At 69.2% G+C, this 17,124-nt stretch carries 16 protein-coding genes; 13 read left to right on the top strand and 3 right to left on the bottom strand.

Features of this window, described 5'->3' with window-relative positions:
* Positions 1-132: 132 nt before the first annotated feature.
* Positions 133-1,011 (top strand): cytochrome c oxidase assembly protein, encoded by an 879-nt coding sequence (locus ACFJGU_RS00160; RefSeq protein ID WP_382306568.1) that lies wholly within the window; start codon positions 133-135, stop codon positions 1,009-1,011.
* Positions 1,012-1,037: 26 nt separating this feature from the next.
* On the opposite strand, the gene ACFJGU_RS00155 is transcribed toward ACFJGU_RS00160, so the two are convergent.
* Positions 1,038-1,907 carry an SDR family NAD(P)-dependent oxidoreductase gene (locus ACFJGU_RS00155; protein ID WP_382306566.1) on the bottom strand — a complete coding sequence of 290 codons (870 nt, stop codon included), beginning with the start codon at positions 1,905-1,907 and terminating at the stop codon, positions 1,038-1,040.
* 70 nt (positions 1,908-1,977) lie between these two features.
* Between ACFJGU_RS00155 and ACFJGU_RS00150 the strand changes: the two genes are divergently transcribed.
* From ACFJGU_RS00150 to ACFJGU_RS00100, 11 genes are all read left to right on the top strand, one after another.
* Complete coding sequence (locus ACFJGU_RS00150) at positions 1,978-2,439, top strand: MarR family winged helix-turn-helix transcriptional regulator (RefSeq protein WP_382306564.1); 462 nt, start codon at positions 1,978-1,980, stop codon at positions 2,437-2,439.
* A 105-nt stretch (positions 2,440-2,544) separates the two neighbouring features.
* On the top strand, positions 2,545-3,126 hold the full coding sequence (locus ACFJGU_RS00145; RefSeq protein WP_382306562.1) for a PadR family transcriptional regulator: 582 nt from the start codon (positions 2,545-2,547) through the stop codon (positions 3,124-3,126).
* A 5-nt stretch (positions 3,127-3,131) separates the two neighbouring features.
* Entirely contained in the window at positions 3,132-4,856 is a 1,725-nt protein-coding gene (locus ACFJGU_RS00140; protein ID WP_382306560.1) for an ABC1 kinase family protein, read from the top strand.
* Positions 4,857-5,151: 295 nt separating this feature from the next.
* Complete coding sequence (locus ACFJGU_RS00135) at positions 5,152-5,883, top strand: NYN domain-containing protein (protein WP_382306558.1); 732 nt, start codon at positions 5,152-5,154, stop codon at positions 5,881-5,883.
* A gap of 286 nt (positions 5,884-6,169) precedes the next feature.
* Positions 6,170-7,585: an MFS transporter gene (locus ACFJGU_RS00130; protein ID WP_382306556.1), complete on the top strand. Its 1,416-nt coding sequence runs from the start codon at positions 6,170-6,172 to the stop codon at positions 7,583-7,585.
* A gap of 50 nt (positions 7,586-7,635) precedes the next feature.
* Positions 7,636-9,291, top strand: a complete 1,656-nt coding sequence (locus ACFJGU_RS00125; RefSeq protein WP_382306554.1) for an ABC-F family ATP-binding cassette domain-containing protein — start codon at positions 7,636-7,638, stop codon at positions 9,289-9,291.
* A gap of 4 nt (positions 9,292-9,295) precedes the next feature.
* Positions 9,296-9,895 (top strand): hypothetical protein, encoded by a 600-nt coding sequence (locus tag ACFJGU_RS00120; protein ID WP_382306552.1) that lies wholly within the window; start codon positions 9,296-9,298, stop codon positions 9,893-9,895.
* Between the two features lie 67 nt (positions 9,896-9,962).
* Positions 9,963-10,499, top strand: a complete 537-nt coding sequence (locus tag ACFJGU_RS00115; RefSeq protein WP_382306550.1) for a hypothetical protein — start codon at positions 9,963-9,965, stop codon at positions 10,497-10,499.
* Positions 10,500-10,538: 39 nt separating this feature from the next.
* Entirely contained in the window at positions 10,539-11,051 is a 513-nt protein-coding gene (locus ACFJGU_RS00110; protein ID WP_382306548.1) for a helix-turn-helix transcriptional regulator, read from the top strand.
* Positions 11,048-11,431 (top strand): hypothetical protein, encoded by a 384-nt coding sequence (locus ACFJGU_RS00105; RefSeq protein WP_382306546.1) that lies wholly within the window; start codon positions 11,048-11,050, stop codon positions 11,429-11,431. The genes ACFJGU_RS00110 and ACFJGU_RS00105 overlap by 4 nt, the downstream gene beginning before the upstream one ends.
* Before the next feature lie 111 nt (positions 11,432-11,542).
* The gene (locus ACFJGU_RS00100; RefSeq protein ID WP_382306544.1) at positions 11,543-12,553 is read left to right on the top strand and encodes a LacI family DNA-binding transcriptional regulator; all 1,011 of its coding nucleotides are present in this window, start codon (positions 11,543-11,545) and stop codon (positions 12,551-12,553) included.
* A gap of 15 nt (positions 12,554-12,568) precedes the next feature.
* On the opposite strand, the gene ACFJGU_RS00095 is transcribed toward ACFJGU_RS00100, so the two are convergent.
* A complete protein-coding gene (locus ACFJGU_RS00095) occupies positions 12,569-13,555 on the bottom strand; it encodes an aldo/keto reductase (RefSeq protein ID WP_382306542.1) in 987 nt (328 codons plus the stop codon).
* A gap of 17 nt (positions 13,556-13,572) precedes the next feature.
* A complete protein-coding gene (locus ACFJGU_RS00090) occupies positions 13,573-15,609 on the bottom strand; it encodes a beta-galactosidase (RefSeq protein ID WP_382306540.1) in 2,037 nt (678 codons plus the stop codon).
* A gap of 206 nt (positions 15,610-15,815) precedes the next feature.
* Here ACFJGU_RS00090 and ACFJGU_RS00085 point away from each other — a divergent pair, with 206 nt between their 5' ends.
* Entirely contained in the window at positions 15,816-17,114 is a 1,299-nt protein-coding gene (locus ACFJGU_RS00085) for an ABC transporter substrate-binding protein (RefSeq protein ID WP_382306538.1), read from the top strand.
* Positions 17,115-17,124 lie beyond the last annotated feature (10 nt).

Genomic DNA, 17,124 nt, shown 5'->3' with positions numbered 1-17,124 from the left:
CGCGCGGGTCGGAATTCCTGTGCGCCAGTGGCGTTCGGCGCACGCACAGACTGCTGCGGAACACTCGGAGGCGCGACCCCGTCTGCTGCGCCGCACCGAGCCCGAGGAGTCCCCACGCCCGACATCGCCACGGTGCTCACGACGTGGCAGCTGAGCCCGATCGCCCTCACCGCGATCGTGCTCGCGGCGCTCGGCTACGCGTTCTGCATCGTTCTCATCCGCCGACGCGGCGGCCGCTGGCGCATCCGACCCACGCTCGGCTTCATCGTGCTGGGGCTCGGCTCCTACGCCGTGATCGAGTTCGGCTTCCTCGGCGTCTACAGCAGCGAACTCCGTTTCGCGTTCACCACCCGCATCGCTCTTCTGCTCTTCGCCGTGCCCGCGCTGCTCGCCACCGGCAAACCCGTCGAGCTGCTCCGGAGCGCGTTGACCGGCCGGGCCCGATATCTCTTGAACCGCCTGCTTACCTCCAAGGTGATCGGCGTCATGGGCAATGCGGTCTTCGGGCCGGTGTTCGCGCTCGCGGCGTTCTCGGTCTTCCTCACGCCCCTGGCCGGCATCTTCCGCGCATCTCCGGGCGCAGAGGACGCGATCGGCCTCGTCGTGCCCGCGGTGGGGCTCCTCCTGGTGCTGCCGCTCACCGAGCTGGTGGTCGTGCGCACGGGCCTCTTCATCGCCGCCGAGTTCCTGCTGGCGTTCGCCGAACTCGTCGTCGATGCGATCCCCGGCATCGTCCTGAGGCTCAGCGACACCCTCCTCGACCACGCCTCGCCCGTGATCGGCACGGTACCCGGATGGTTCCCCAGCGCCCTCCGCGACCAGCAGCTCTCGGGCGACCTGCTCTGGTTCATCGCCGAGGTCGCCGACATCCCGATCCTCATCCTCCTGTTCATCCGCTGGTCTCGGCACGATCGCCGCGAGACCGCCTCGATCGACGAGTTGAGCGACGAAGAGGTCGAGGCCCTGACCCAGGAGCACCTACGCTCGTCGGGCCGCGATCGCTCGGGGTGACTCGGCGTGGGCGACTCGGCCGGGAGTCAGGCGGCGTCGAGGAGGCGCTCGGTCTCGGCCCAGAGCCGGGCCTGCCACTCCGGGTCGTCGCCGGGATGGGCGGGCACAAGGCGTCGGGTGCCCTTCACCGTGTAGTAGCCCCCGGTCTGTCCCGCGAACGACGGGTCTGTGGCGAGTTTCACGATGAGGCCGGCGCCTCGCCTCGGGTCACCGATGTGCAATCGGGTCAGCAGCTTCTCGAGCGGGGCGGCGAAGCCGAGCTCGCGGCCCAGGCCGGTGACGTTGAAGCCGGGGTCGATCACGTTGGCGGTGACTCCCGACCCTTCGAGCCGGCGGGCGAGCTCGAGCGTGAACATGATGTCGAGCAGCTTGCTTTTGCCGTAGCGGACGGATGAACCGCGGGCGGTGAACGGCTCCGTGTCGGAGAGGTCGGCCGGAAGGGCGAGAACGCCGTGCCGCCGGGATGCCTCCGACCCGACGTTGACGACCCGCGCGGACCCCGCCGCAATCAGCGACGGGAGGAGTTCGCGCGTCAGCACCCACGGGGCGAGATAGTTGACCGCGATCATTTCCGGGTGTCCTTCCGCGGTGACGCGCTGCTCGAAGGCGTGGACTCCGGCGTTGTTGACCAGCACGTCGATGCGGGGGTGGCGCTCCGCGATCGCTCGGCCGGCGCGGCGGACGTCGGCCAGGCGCGTGAGGTCGACGTCGACGACATCGACCTCCGCACCCGGAGCGGCGAGCCGGATGTCGGCAAGGGTCTCGGCGGCGCGGCCGGAGTTCCGGGCGGTGAGGACGAGGCGCGCGCCCTGCTTCGCGAACTCGAGGGCGGCGAGTCGCCCGAGGCCGCTGGTGGCGCCGGTGATCACGATGGTGGGGTGTGCGGGAGCAGGCATGGGGCGACATCCGTTTCGGAAACAGGTCTGTATAGTGGGGATTTGCCAATCATATGGAGTTGATGGGGATATGTCCATTAATGCGGAACGTGATGCGTGCACTCAGGCCGAACTCGCCCTCGGTGTGGAGATCAACGCCCTTCTCAGCGCATCGCGAGCGCTGACCGAGCGGACCGCAGCCGCCTTCCATCCCGACCTCCAGCCGGCGGCCTTCCACCTCGCCCGCTGGCTCTACGCCTACGGCCCAGCCCAGCCGAGCGCATTAGCCGACGCGGTCGCGATGGACCGGAGTTCCACCAGCAGCCTGATCGGCCGGATGAAGGCGCTGGGGCTGGTCGAGAGCTCGCGGCATCCCGATGACCGGCGCGCTGTGACGGTGTCGTTGACCGCTGCGGGTGTGGAGCGGGTCGTCGAGGCCCTCGACCTGCGCGGAACGACCTTCGCCGGTCGGATACGGGACTGGCCGCTCGAGCGACTGCAGGCGTTCACGACCCTCCTGCACGCCTTCAACACGCCTCCGGAGGCGGAGTGATCGCTCGACCTGACGATCCGCTGCATGGTTCTGCTCGCGGGTATCGCCGACAGTCGGCCGGGCATATCGTTGAGTATCGTTCGCGATCGCACACAGGAGGTCACCATGGGCAACTCATTCCCCGCCGGCGGATTCGGCACCGGCGTCAACGCCGAAGGCATCTGGCAGGCGATGGAGGAGTTCAAGGCCCGCTTCGAGAAGCGCGTCGGCTCCCGCATGGGCCGAGGTGACGTGCGCGCGGCGGTGCTCGCACTGCTCGCCGAACAGCCGATGCACGGCTACCAGATCATCCACGAGATCGAGGAGCGCAGCGGCGGCGCCTGGAAGCCCAGCCCCGGATCGGTATACCCGACGCTGCAGCTGCTGGCGGATGAAGGGCTCATCGCCGCCGAGGAGTCGAACGGGCGCAAGACATTCGCGCTGACCGACGCCGGCCGCGCCGAGGTCGCGAGTTCGGGCGTGTCCGCACCGTGGGCATCCGACGGCGACGGCGCGACGGGCGCGGGCACCGGCAGTGGCAGCAAGCCCGGCGACAAGGACTTCGGCGCCCTGCCCAAGGCCGGGTTCGAGCTCGCGCAGGCCGCCGCCCAGGTCGGCCGCACCGGCACTCCCGACCAGGTGAAGGCCGCCGTCAAAGAGCTCGAGGACGCGCGCCGCCGCCTGTACTCGATCCTCGCCCAGGACTGAGCCGGGTGACATCCGTCCGTCCGGATCGGGGCGACTCCGTTCCCGATCCCCGGGTCGCTCGCGCGCGGTACCGCCGCATCCTGCGCTTCGCGGCGTGGAATCTCGCGGTCACCTGGTGGTACGAGTTGCTGCTGCCGCGCATCGGGCTCACCCGGGTCGCCGAACGCACCCGGTCGAAACGGATGCAGCGCTTCGCGCGACGCTTCCACGTGCTCGCCGTCGATCTCGGCGGTCTGATGATCAAGGTCGGGCAGTTCATGTCGTCGCGGCTCGACGTACTCCCGCCCGAGATCACGAAGGAACTCGAGGGACTGCAGGACGAAGTGCCCGCCGTGCCGTTCGAGCTCATCAAGCAGCTCGCCGAAGCCGAACTCGGCATGCCGCTGTCTCGCGCCTTCTCGTGGGTCGATGAGAATCCGGTGGCCGCGGCATCCCTCGGCCAGGCGCACCGGGCCAGGCTCGCGCCGCTCGACGCGCGGGACACCGGGCTGAGCGGAGTGGTCATCAAGGTGCAACGGCCCGGCATCGACTCGATCGTCGAAGTCGACCTCGCAGCTCTCCGCCGCGTCGGCGGCTGGCTCAGCCACGTGCGGCTCGTGTACTCGAGGGTGGACGCGCCGGCGCTCGTCGAGGAGTTCGCGGTGACCTCGCTCGAGGAGATCGACTACCTGCACGAGGCGGGGAGCTCGGTGCGGTTCGCGGCGGAGTTCGCCGACGACCCGCGCGTGAGCGTGCCCGAGATCGTCTGGGAGCGCACCACCCGGCGGGTGCTCACCCTCGAAGACGTCACCGCCATCAAGATCACGGATGCCGCGGCCCTCACGGCAGCGGGGATCGACCCCGCCACGGTGGCACCTGTGTTCGCCGCGGTGATGTTCGATCAGCTCTTCACCGACGGGTTCTTCCACGCCGACCCGCACCCGGGGAACATCTTCGTGACACCGCTGCCCGCCTCCGCCGACGGGTCGACCGGCGGACTCCCGTGGAGGCTCACCTTCATCGACTTCGGCATGATGGGCGAGGTCGGCGCCTCGACGCGCAGCGGGCTCCGCAAGATGCTGATCGCGGCGGCCTCGCGAGACGGCAAGGGGCTCGTGGAGGCGGCACGCGAGGTGGGCGTGCTGCTCCCGACGGCCGACACCTCGGAGCTCGAGCGGGCGATGACGCACCTGTTCGCCCGGTTCGGCGGGATGGGGTTCGCCGAGCTGCGCGAAGTCGACCCGCGCGAGTTCCGGGAGTTCGCGGTGGAGTTCGGCGACGTGGTGCGGTCGCTGCCGTTCCAGCTGCCCGAGAACTTCCTGCTCGTCATCCGGGCGATGTCGCTCACGTCGGGGGTGTGCAGTGCGCTCGATCCGGCGTTCAACCTCTGGGACTCGGTCGAGCCCTACGCGCAGCAGTTGATCCGCGAGGAGCGGGGGAACGTGGTGCAGGATGTCGGGGCGCAGGCGCTCTCGAACCTCCAACTGGCCTGGGGGCTGCCGAAGCGGCTGGACTCGCTCATCACGCGCGCGGACGAAGGAACGCTCGGCTTCCGGAGTCCCGAACTGGAGAAGCGGGTGGGGCGGCTCGAGCGGTCGGTGGGCCGGATCGTCTCGGCGGTGCTGTTCGGTGCGTTGCTCGTCGCCGGTGCGGTGGTGCGAGCGGACGACGTCGTCTTCGGCACAGTACTGATGATCGCCTCCGCCGTCCCGCTCCTTCACGCCCTGTTCGCGGGACGTCGCGCGCGCTGAACCCCGATCGTCGGTCACCCGTCGGTCTGACTTCGGAGCACGGCACGGTCATCCGTCTCCCAGACACGATTGCGGTCATCGCTGAATCGCATTCGCGTGACCGTCCACTTCTCGGCTTTGGTCAATGGGCGAAGAGGGCCCCCAGACGCCTCTGTTCGGGGCGGCCGTCACCATCCAGGCGGCGTGCCCAACCACGACGGCCATGGACTCAAACCGTTCTCCGATCCGCATGAGATGTCTGGCGAAGAGGCTAACAGAAGCGAGGTATGCTCAGTTACTCGCCTATCCTGGTTGGATGCGGATCGGCGTCTACATCGATGGATTCAACCTGTACTACGGCGCGCGCGGGATCTGCGGGCGTTCGACGCCGGGCTGGCGGTGGTTGGACCTTCGTGGACTGGCGGAGCGGCTGATCGACTCGCATTCTGGGTGGCGCGGCACGATTGAGACGAGGCTCGTGTACTGCACCGCGCGAATCAGCGGGGCAGGAAACGTCGCTGGGCAGCGGGATCAGGACGTGTACCTGCGTGCTCTGCGCGCAGCCCGGTCCATTGATGAGATCGCCCTCGGCAACTACGTAACGCGCGTATCGACCTCTCCGTTGGCCACGGCTGATGCTCGCGGCCGACCAGACATCCATCACCCGCGCTGGCCCGTCATGGTTCAGAGTTCAACCGGTGCGCCTCAGCCCGACGCGCGATTCATGGCGTCGGTCGCGCGGCGTGAAGAAAAGGGAAGCGATGTCAATGTCGCTTCGCATCTCCTCATCGATGTGCTCGAGCAGAGGGTCGATGCTGTGGTCGTCGTGAGCAACGACAGCGACCTCGAATTTCCTGTGCGTGAGGCTCGCAAGCGCGTTGCAGTGGGTCTGGTCAATCCGACCAAGGGATACCCCGCCGGTCGACTCAACGGCGATGCGAGCGATGGAGTCGGCGGGCACTGGTGGCATCAACTCACGGACCTCGACGTCAGGGCGTCTCAGCTCCCGACCAACGTCGGCAAGCTGTCCCGACCCGCCGAATGGTGACCTCGATGGGCGAACGACATTCCCGGATATGCGGGGGATCGTCGTACTGATTGTGCTATGAATGAGGGATACCGCTCGGCCCCTCTGGGGCCGAGTTTTCTTTAAGCGCCAAACGCCTTTCGAGCGTCGCTCATCGCCGGCACGATGGTGCGGGCGGACGACGTGGTGTTCGGTATGGTGCTGACAATCGCCTCCGCCGTCGCTCTCGTGGGGTGGGACAGGGGCTGGAGCGCTCCGGTCACCGATCGTAAGGTGAGACATCGGAGGCGTACGCAGGGAGGGTGCGATGTCGGGGCGGTCGGCGGCGGATGGGCAGCAGGTGCGCGGGGGTATCGCGCGAGCGGCACTGCCCTACCTGCCCGTCGGACTGGCGCTGTTCGCGTTGCAGCTCGACTTCTTCTCGCTGAGCCTCGCCCTGCCCACGATCTCGCGCGATCTCGGGGTGCCGGTCACCGATCTCCAGTGGTTGCTCAGCGGGTACCTGCTGAGCCTCGGCGCCGTCTTCGTGCCCGCCGGCAAGATCGGCGACACGATCGGCCGCCGACGTGCCCTCGTGATCGGCCTGATCGTCTTCGGCGGCACGAGTCTGGTCTGCGGACTCACGTCCGACGCACCGCTCCTCATCGCGTTCCGGGTGCTTCAAGGCATCGGCGCCGGACTCATCATGCCCAACGCCTTTGCGCTGATGGGCGCCACGACGCTCGAGAGTCAGCGCGCCAAGATCATGGGCCTCATGCTCGGCGTCGCGGGCGCCGGCACCGCCCTCGGACCGGTCGTCGGCGGCATCCTTGCCTCCACCGCCGGTTGGCGCTGGGTGTTCTTCATCAATGTGCCGATCGCGCTCATCGCGGTGCTCGGAGCCCTCCGGCTGCCCGAGTCGTACGGGGAGGGTGCTCGCGGCAGCCTCCGCTCGATCGACTGGCTCGGTGTGGCTCTCGTGATGGCCGGGCTCGGGTTCACCAGCATCGGCATCGACAACACCTCGAACCTCGGCATCTCCGCTCCGCTCACCTGGGCGCCGCTCGTGGCCGGGATCAGCCTGCTTGCCTGGTTCGTGGTGCGGGCCCTGCGCATCCCGAATCCGCTCGTGCGCCCCGCCTTGTTGGGAAACGGGGCCTTCGTCTTCTTGGTGGTCGCCGGCACGGCTCTCAACCTGGGACTCAACGTGTCGGTGTTCATCGCCACGCTGCAGCTGCAGTCGGTCGACCACCTGAGTGCTGCGTTGGCCGGCATCGTCTTCATGCTCGCCTCGGTGGGCCTCGCGGTCGGTGGTCCGGCCGCCGGCTGGCTCACCTCTCGCTTCGGGGCGCCGTCGGTGCTGAGCGGATCGCTCGTGGTGGGGGCCCTGTCCGTCGCCCTGGTGGCTGTTTCGCCGAATCTGGTGGTGTACGTGGTGGCACTCGGAGTGAGCGGGTTCTGCTGCGGCATGGGTTACGCAGTGTCCCAGATCGGGGCGCAATCGTTGCTACCCGCCTCGCAGGCCGGTGAGGGGAGCTCGCTGTTGCTGACCTTCCTCGTGTCGATCGGGGGGATCTCCGTCGTGGTCGCAGGGGCAGTGGTCGAAGTGCTCTCGGGCGCGCCCACTCAGGGTTCCCTCGCCCTCGTGCTGCTGGGACTGGCCGTCTTCCTGGCGATGATCGGCATCGGCTCGCTCGCGATCATCGCGCGTCGCGGCCCCCTCCGCCGACCGGCGGAGCGCTGAGCACATCGGACCGACGCGTCCCGGGGCGTGAAGTGCGAGAGCATTGACGGATGACTGCAACACTCGTCGCCAAGGGCGTGGCCGGGGGCCACGACTACCGCATCCTCTTCAGCGGGCTCGACCTCGTGGTCGCGCCCGGCGACGTGGTGGGCGTGGTGGGGGCGAACGGGGCGGGCAAGTCGACGCTGCTGCGTATCCTGGCCGGCATCGACGCCCCGATGGAGGGGCGCGTCGATCTCGCGCCGGCCGACGCGTTCATCGGCTGGCTGCCGCAGGAGCACGAGCGGGTCCCCGGTGAGACGGTGGCCGAGTACGTGGGTCGGCGCACCGGCACTGCGCTCGCGACGGCGGAGATGGATGCCGCGGCCGAAGCTCTCGGCCACACTGAGCCCGTGGCCGCGGGAGCCCCCGATCCCGCCGACATCTACTCGGCCGCGCTCGACCGCTGGCTCGCCAGTGGCGCGGCGGACCTCGAGGAGCGCCTTCCCGTGGTGCTCGCCGAGCTCGGGCTGGGCGTGGCATCCGATGCCCTGATGACCTCGCTGTCGGGCGGGCAGGCCGCACGCGTCGGCCTCGCCGCCCTGCTGCTCTCGCGCTTCGACATCGTGCTGCTCGACGAGCCCACGAACGACCTCGACCTCGACGGGCTCGAGCGGCTCGAGGGATTCATCCGCGGCTTGCGCGGGGGAGTCGTGCTGGTGAGTCACGATCGGGAGTTCCTGGCCCGCAGCGTCACCCGCGTCCTCGAACTCGACCTCGCCCAAGGCGCCAACCGGGTCTACGGGGGCGGCTACGACTCCTACCTCGAGGAGCGCGAGACCGCCCGGCGGCACGCCCGCGAGGAGTACGACGAGTTCGCCTCGAAGAAGGAGGACCTGGTGGCCAGGGCGCGCACCCAGCGCGAGTGGTCGAGCCAGGGTGTGCGCAACGCCATGAAGAAGGCGCCCGACAACGACAAGATCCGGCGCAAGGCCTCGGCCGAGTCGAGCGAGAAGCAGGCGCAGAAGGTGCGGCAGATGGAGAGCCGCATCGCGCGGCTCGACGAGGTGGAGGAGCCGCGCAAGGAGTGGCAGCTCCAGTTCACCATCGGGTCGGCGCCGCGGTCGTCGTCGGTCGTGTCCACGCTTTCGAACGCTGTGGTGACGCAGGGGTCGTTCACGCTGGGGCCGGTGTCCCTGCAGGTGGATGCGGGCGACCGGATCGGCATCACCGGGCCCAACGGCGCCGGGAAGTCGACGCTGCTGCGCCTGTTGCTGGGGCGGGTGGAGCCCACGTCGGGAATGGCGAGCGTGGGAGCATCCGTCGCCATCGGCGAGATCGATCAGGCGCGGGCCGTGCTCGCCGGATCGGCGACGCTCACCGACAGTTTCGAGGCTCAGGTTCCGGACTGGCCGGTTGCCGAGGTACGCACGCTGCTCGCCAAGTTCGGACTGAAGGCCGATCACGTGGGCCGTCCCGTCGACGAGCTCTCGCCGGGGGAGCGCACCCGCGCCGGCCTCGCCCTGCTGCAGGCGCGCGGTGTCAACCTGCTCGTGCTCGACGAGCCGACGAACCACCTCGACCTCGTGGCCATCGAGCAGTTGGAGGAAGCGCTCGAGTCGTACACCGGCACGCTGCTGCTCGTGACGCACGACCGACGGATGCTCCAAGCCGTGAAGCTCGACCGGCACTGGCAGGTCGCTGCCGGACAGGTCACCGAGAGCTGAGCCGATGGCCGGCGTGGAAGCGGGGGCGGCCGAGGGCGACGGCGCTTCGGCACGTCTCTCGTGGCTGCCGGTCGGCGCCGGCGGACATCTCGTCATCCACACGAGCCACTGGTGGGAGCTGTATCGCGCCTGGCGGGAGCACCGACCTCCGGGCGCCCTCTATCACGCGGCGCTCGACGTCGTCGAGGGCGGAGGACGGTACCTCATCGAGATGGCGCCCGCGTGGTCCGGGCCGCGCGCCGACCACGGGGTGGTGGCGACCGGGCCCGTCGGGTCGCGCTTGCTCGGGCGCTCTCGCTTCTTCCGCTACGAGGTGCGGTGCTGGGCCGACGGCATCCTTCCCGATCGACGGTTCGCGCTGGGCGGGGTGGTGCGGTTTCCGCTGAGCGAGGCGGGTGCGCGGGCCTTGATCGCGCGGGTTCCGGATGTCCCCACTCCGGTCTGGGGGCGCGCGGCTTTCGGCAGCGACATGTGGAACTCGAACTCCCTCATCTCGTGGCTCCTGGAGACCTCCGGGATCGATGCGTCCGCGGTGGTGCCACCGGCGGGCGGGCGCGCTCCGGGGTGGGCCGCGGGCATCGCGGCGGCCGCCCGGCGGCGCTAGCGCGTGCGGTCGGCCGCGGATCTGGCAGGATCGACGAGGCAGATGGCCACGGGGGAATGAGGGACGGATGAAGACGATCGCGCGACGCGTGAGCGGGGCGGTTGTGGTGGCGGGCATCATGAGCGGGGTGCTGAGCGGGTGCGCGCTGGTGCCGGGCGTCCCGTCCGGGCCGGGGCCTGCGGAGCCGGCGACGTCGACCGCAGCGGCGGGCGCTGATGCCGAGACCCGCACGGTCTACGGCTACGTGCTCATCACCGACCGCGAGATGACCCCGGAGAAGGACGCCGAGCGTCAGCAGCGCCTGTGGGACGACGGAGACTCCAGTTGCGTCGCCCCGGCCGGATTCGAGGACATCGCGGTCGGCGGCGAGGCCCAGGTGCTGGGGCCATCGGGCGTGCTGGCCACGGGAGAGATCCAGGTGGGCGACTGGCAGTCCGACGTGATGTCGGCCAACGGGGTCGTCGGATGCGGATTCCCGATCGTCATCGAAGGGGTGCCCGTCGGGCTCGACGAGTACGGCATCCATGTGGGCGACGCCGCCCGCCCCGCGTTCGCCTTCGACGCGAGCGAACTACGGAGCGGGCCGCGATTGTTCCTGGGCTGACGGCGACGGTAATGTACCTCTTAGGTAGATGGAGGTCGGATGCAATTCGTTGTGTTGAGCATGTTGCTCGGAGGTCCGTTGTCCTCCTATGACCTGCGCTCCCGGTTCGCCGATGTCGTGTCGTTGTTCTACAGCGCCAGTCTGGGGAGCATCCAGCGGGCACTCACCGTGCTCGACGACCAAGGCTTCATCGAGTCGCGTCGTGACCAGGCTTCGTCGAGAGGTCGGAAGGCGCACAGCATCACCCCGGCAGGGCGTGCCGCGTGGCGCGAATGGATGCTGTCGCCGGTCACCGGCGCTGGCGCCGAACGCACCATGCTGGCCCGGGTGTTCTACCTCGGGCAGTTGAGCGATCCTTCCGACCGTGCGGCGGTCGTCGCGACGGTGCGAGATCGTGTGGAGGTCGACGAAGCCAACCTGCGTCGACTCTCCGGATCGGCCACGGCCTCGCCCGCGGCACACTATCAACTCGCCACGCTGGACTACGGTCTGCGCACCCTGACCCTTGCCCGGCACTGGCTGGATGAGCTCGCGGAAGAGCTCGACCGATGATCACCGCGGCAACCTGTGTGGCGCTGGGAACGCTGCTCGCGCTCGGGGTCCTCCAAGGACTCGGGGCCGCCGGCAGGCCGGTCGGAGACCTGCTCTGGGGCGGTCGGCACCGCGTGCTGCCGCGACGGCTCCGCAACGGAAGCGTCATCGCCATCGCACTGTACGCGGCGTTCGCGGTCATCCTGCTCAGCCGCAGCGGCGCGATCCCCGGCGGCGACGTCGTCGTCGTCCGTGTCCTCACCTGGGTGCTGGCCGCCTATTTCGTGGTCGGCATCGCGATGAATGCGGTGTCGCGCAGCCCGGCGGAGCGTCGGGTCATGATCCCCGTGTGCGTCGTTCTCGCGACCGCGACCATCCTCATCGGCCTGGCCGCCGGCTGATCGCGGCGCGCAGGCGGGATGCCGGCCGTGATGTCGACGGAGCGCGGGCGGGTCGTCGCCGTGCACGCGATGGTCGCGTGGAGGAACTCGGGTCCTCGCTACACTGACGCCATGGATCCCGAGCCGAGACGACCCACGATCCGTGACGTCGCCGCAGCCGCGAACGTGTCGAGCGGCACCGTGTCACGCGTGCTCAACGGCAAGAACTGGGTGAGCCCGGAATCGCGCGCCGCCGTCGACGCCGCGATCAAGAGAACCGGCTACCGGGTGAATCCGCACGCCCGCAATCTCGCGATGAGCAAATCGAACACGGTCGCGTTCCTGCTCACCGAGACCCAGCAGGTCCTGTTCGAAGACCCCAACTTCGGCGCTCTCGTGCGCGGCACCAGCGAGGCGCTCGCCGCCCGCGACATGTACTCCGTGCTCATCATGGCCGGGGATGCCGCCGAACAGGAGCGCGCGCTCGCCTACATCACCGCCGGTCACGTCGACGGCGTGCTGCTCGGATTCTCGTCGACGAGCGGCGACCCGCTGATCGAGGGACTGTTGCAGGCGCACGTGCCGATCGTGGCGTGCGGCCTGCCCACCGGCTTCGAGGGCCGGCTCGGCAGCGTCTCGGCCGACGACCGGTCGGGGGCGCTCGCGATGGTGCGGTATCTGCGCGACTCCGGGCGGCAACGGATCGCCACGATCACCGGACCGCTCGACCTCTACGGCGGATTCAGTCGACTCGACGGCTACCGACAGGCGCTCGGCGGTTCCGTCGATGACCGTCTCGTGGTGGAGAGCGACTACTCCCGCGCCGGTGGGGCGGCGGCGGCCCGAAAGCTCCTCGCTCGCGACGTGCCGTTCGACGCCGTGTTCGCCGCCAACGACGCGATGGCGGCGGGCGCCCTCGACGCGCTGCACGCAGCCGGCATCGACGTACCCGGCACGGTGGCGGTCGCCGGGTTCGACGACAACGTCATCGCCCTCGAGACCGACCCGCAGCTCACCACCGTGCACCAGCCCTTCGAGCGCATCAGCACCGAGATGGTGCGGCTGCTCACCGACATCATCGGCGGGGAGGAGCCGGCCAGCATCACGCTGCCCACCTCGCTCGTGCGGCGCGGCTCGGCCTAGAGGGTACGCGCCGCCCTACTCGGCGTCGTGGGGTCGGAGTCCGTCGGCCAGGTCGGCCACCTCGGCCCAGACCTCTTCTGGAACCGCGGCCGCAGCCGTCGCATCCGTGACCGCCTGCGTCCACCGCGGGAGCGACGAGGTGCCGACGATCGTGGTGTGCACCCGCGGGTCGCGAAGACTGAAGCCGAGCGCCAGGGCGCCCATCGCCACGCCGTGCCGTTCGCTGATCTCGCGCAGGCGCGCCAACGCCGCGGCCCGCTCGGTACTGATCGGGCGGTAGCCGTAGCGGCCGGCCAGCGACGGCTCGCCGGTCAGCACTCCGCCGCCGTAGGGCGCCGCGTTCGAGACGCCCACGGTGCGGGCGGTGGCGGCGTCGAGCAGCGGGCCGGCCGAGCGGTCGAGAAGCGTGAAGCGGTTGTGCGTGACGAGCGCGTCGAACAGGTCGGTCTCGACGAAGCGCTGGAGCATGTCCACCGGTCCGCCCGAGATACCGATCGCGGTCGCGAGACCCTGCTCCTTCATCGCCACCAGGGCTTCGACCGCACCACCCGGCTCCATCACCGCGTCGAAGCCGACGACCTCGGGATCGTGCAGGTAGAGCACGTCGATGCGGTCGAGACCGAGCCGCGACAGCGACTCCTCGAGCGAGCGGCGCATCCGGTCGCCGCTGAAGTCGTCGGTGACCGTGTCGCGGTCGAGCTTGGTCTGGATGACGAGACCCGGGGCCGCGCCCGCGGGACCGCCGGCCTGCGCCAGCGCGCGGCCCACGAACAGCTCCGACAGGTGCCCTGCATCCGTCGGCCCGTACATGTTCGAGGTGTCGAGCAGGTTCGTGTCGAGGGCTCCGGCGAAGAACGCATCGGCGATCTCGAGGATGCGGGCGTCGCGCTCGTCGCCCGACTCCCCGCGCCGCAGCTGCCCCCACGAGGAGGTGCCGAGGGTGAGGGGGGTCACCTCGAAGCTGGTGCGACCGAACGCGCGGGTCTGGCGAAGATCTGTCATGCCCCCAACGCTAGCGCTCACGCGGGAGAAGCCGCCTCACCCCGCTCGACGAGAACCGCTCCGGCGGCGAGCCGAGCGCCCGAGGGCAGCACGACGTCGCTGTCGGTGTGGTTGATCCAGGTGGTGAAGGTGCGGGCGTCGTCGGCGCGGCGGATGACGCCCTCCACGCCGTCGAGTGCAGCCGCGACCGGAACGATGCCCGCGTCGGCATACGCGCCGCCGAGCACCGTGCGCAAGTCCTCGACCTCGACGTCGGTCGACACGTACCAAGCGCTCCCCAGGCCCACGCGGTTGCGTGTGACGGCGGCGCCGCCCGCGACCGGGCCGGTCTCGTAGATCGCCACGGCATCCGCTCCCTCGAGCCGCAGCTCGTCGGTCCACCGCGACCCGGTCACGCCGGTCGAGAGCGTCACGCGCTCGCCGTCGTGCAGCGGGGCGAACTCCTGCACCGAGGCGCCGAGCAAATCGCGTAGCGCGCCCGGCATCGGCCCCTCGTGCACGGTGCCGGTCTCGTCGGCTATGCCGGAGAAGTAGCCCGCCACGAACACCCCTCCCGCCTCGACGTACCGTCGTATGCCGTCGGCGGCATCCGTCGACAGCAGGTACAGCGACGGCGCGATCACGAGCGAATACGACGACAGATCGTGCGACGGGTGTGCGAAATCGACCGTCACCCCGTCGTGCCAGAGTCGCGAGTAGTAGGTCTCGATCTGCCGGCGGTGGTTCAGCTCGACGCTCGGCAGCATCTCGCTGTCCTGCGCCCAGAACGACTCCCAGTCCCAGAGGATCGCGACCCGGGCCTGCACGGTGCTGCCGAGCGCATCGGCCACCCCGTCGAGGGTGCTGCCCAGCTCGGCCAGCTCGCGAAAGAGCCGCGAGTCGGGGCCGGCGTGCGGAATCATCGCCGAGTGGAACTTCTCGGCGCCGAAGCGCGAGGCCCGCCACTGGAAGAACAGGATGCCGTCGGCGCCCCGTGCGAAGTGCTGCATGCTGTTGCGCACCAGCTCGCCGGGCTGCTTACGCACATTGCGGGGCTGCCAGTTCACGGCCGACGTCGAGTGCTCCATCAGCAGCCACGGCCGGCCACCGGCGAGCGAGCGCACCAGGTCGGCATCCATGGCCAGCAGCACGTGGTTGTCGGGGCGCTCTGCCACGAGGTAGTGGTCGTTCGAGACGATGTCGACCTCCCGCGCCCAGGTCCACAGGTCCATCGACGGGCAGTTCGTGGCCATGAAGTTCGTGGTCACCGGGATGCCGGGCGAGAGCCGGTGCAGGATGTCGCGTTCGCGCACGAAGCACGCGAGCACCGCCGCGTTCGAGAACCGCGCGAAGTCGAGACGCTGCGCCGGGTTGAGGAAGGTGGCGGCCGCACGCGGAGCATCGATCTCACTCCACTCGTGGTAACGCTGCCCCCAGAACGTGGTTCCCCAGGCCGTGTTGAGCGCCTCGAGCGAACCGTAGCGCGTCTGCAGCCACTCGCGGAACGCCGCCACCGAGTAGTCGTCGTAGCTCTCCGAGATCGGCGCGCCGTACTCGTTGTGCACGTGCCAGAGCCGAACGGCCGGATGCGTGCCGTAGCGCTCGCCGAGCGCGGTCACGATGCGCGCGCAAGCGGCCGCGTACTCGGGGGAGCTGGGGCTGGCCATCCCGCGCGATCCGAAGCCGAGCCGGATGCCGTCGCGCGTGACGGGCCGAGCCTCGGGGTACTTCGTCCAGAACCAGGCCGGCGGCGAAGCGGTGGGGGTGCCGAGGTCGACGCCGATGCCGTTCTCGTGCAGCAGCTCGATCACGTCGTCGAGCCAGCCGAAGTCGAACTCTCCCTCGCGGGGTTCGAGCAGCGCCCAGGAGAAGATGCCGATCGACACCAGGTCGACACCGATCTCGCGCATCAGCGCGACATCCTCGAGCCACACCTCGCGGGGCCACTGCTCGGGGTTGTAGTCGCCACCGAAAGCGATGCGCGAGGTGCCGGGAATCCAGCCTCGCCCGGCAGCGTCGCCGGCCCGCGTCTCGGGGGTCGTGTCGTCGTCGACGCGAACGGGAAGGGACGTCATGGGCTACTCCTGGAACATGGACTGTTTGCGGTTACAGGTCATCTTGAAGGCAAAGTGCTAGCAATTGCAAGCGCGTAGAACTGGACTCGACTCGTAATTGCAATCGAGACTAAAACCGGTTACATTCGCCGTGCCGCTGAATTCACCGCGGCCCGAGCACCACAGTTCTCCGGCGCATCCGCGTCCGGCACTCAACGAGGAGGAACATGCGCAGCACAATCCGCGCGGGAATCGCGGCCACGATCGCCGTCACCGCGCTCGCACTCACGGGATGCTCCGGGGCATCCTCCGGCTCCGACGGCCCGGTCGAACTCACCTACTGGGGCTGGGCGCCGAACATGGAGAAGATCGTCGACTCCTGGAACGAGTCGCACCCCGACATCCACGTCACCTACGTCAAGACGGATGCCGGCGAGCCCGCCGTCACGAAGTTCCTCACCGCCATCCAGGCCGGCAACGGAGCGCCCGACCTCATGCAGGCCGAGTACCAGAAGATCCCGACCCTGCTGGCGTCCGACTCCATCATCGACATCTCCGACAAGCTGGGCTCCGACGTCGAGGGCAAGTTCAGCGACGGCGTCTGGTCGTCGGTCACCCTCGGCACCGACGGCGTCTACGCCCTGCCGCAGGACATCGGGCCGATGATGTTCTACTACCGCGAGGACATCTTCGACCAGATGGGCCTCTCGGTTCCCACGACCTGGGACGAGTACGCGCAGGTCGCCAAGACCATCCACGACGCCGACCCCACCAAGTACCTCGGCACCTTCTCGTCGATCGACCCCGGTCAGTTCGCGGGCCTCACGCAGCAGGCAGGCGCCTCCTGGTGGTCGTCGGACAACGGGGCCTGGGGTGTCGACATCAACTCCGATCCCGTCAAGAAGGTGGCCGACTACTGGGGCGGCCTCGTCGAATCCGGTGTGATCGACAACAAGCCGCAGTACACCCCGGAGTGGAACGCGGCGCTGAACGACGGCAGCCAGGTCGGCTGGGTCAGTTCCGTCTGGGCGCCCGGCGTGCTCGCCGGCAACGCGCCTGACACGGCCGGCAAGTGGCGGATGGCGCCGCTGCCGCAGTGGGACGCCTCCGCTCCCGCCACCGGCAACTGGGGCGGTTCGGCTCTCGCCGTCTCGGCCCAGTCGAAGAACGTCGACGCGGCCGTGGAGTTCTCCACCTGGCTCAACACCTCGAAGGACGCCGTGGACCAGCTCGTGAGCGTGAGCGGCCTCTACCCCGCCGACACCGCCGACTCGGCCGAAGCGCTGTCGAAGCCGTTCGAGTTCTTCAGCAACCAGCCCGATTTCTACGAGACGGCTGCCGAGATCGCCGACACGGTGAACCCGTTCACCTACGGACCGAACGTGAACGTCGCCTACAGCGCGTTCAACGACGAGTTCGGCAAGGCGGCGCAGTCGAAGTCGAAAGCCGACTTCCTCGCCGCGGTCGAGCAGATGCAGAAGGTCACGCTCGCCGATCTCGAAGACTCCGGCTTCACCACGAAGTAGGGGTCGAGGG

The organism is Herbiconiux sp. UC225_62, assembly GCF_042694625.1.
Classification (GTDB): Bacteria; Actinomycetota; Actinomycetes; order Actinomycetales; family Microbacteriaceae; genus Herbiconiux.
This window is presented reverse-complemented; position numbering and strand designations above follow the sequence as displayed.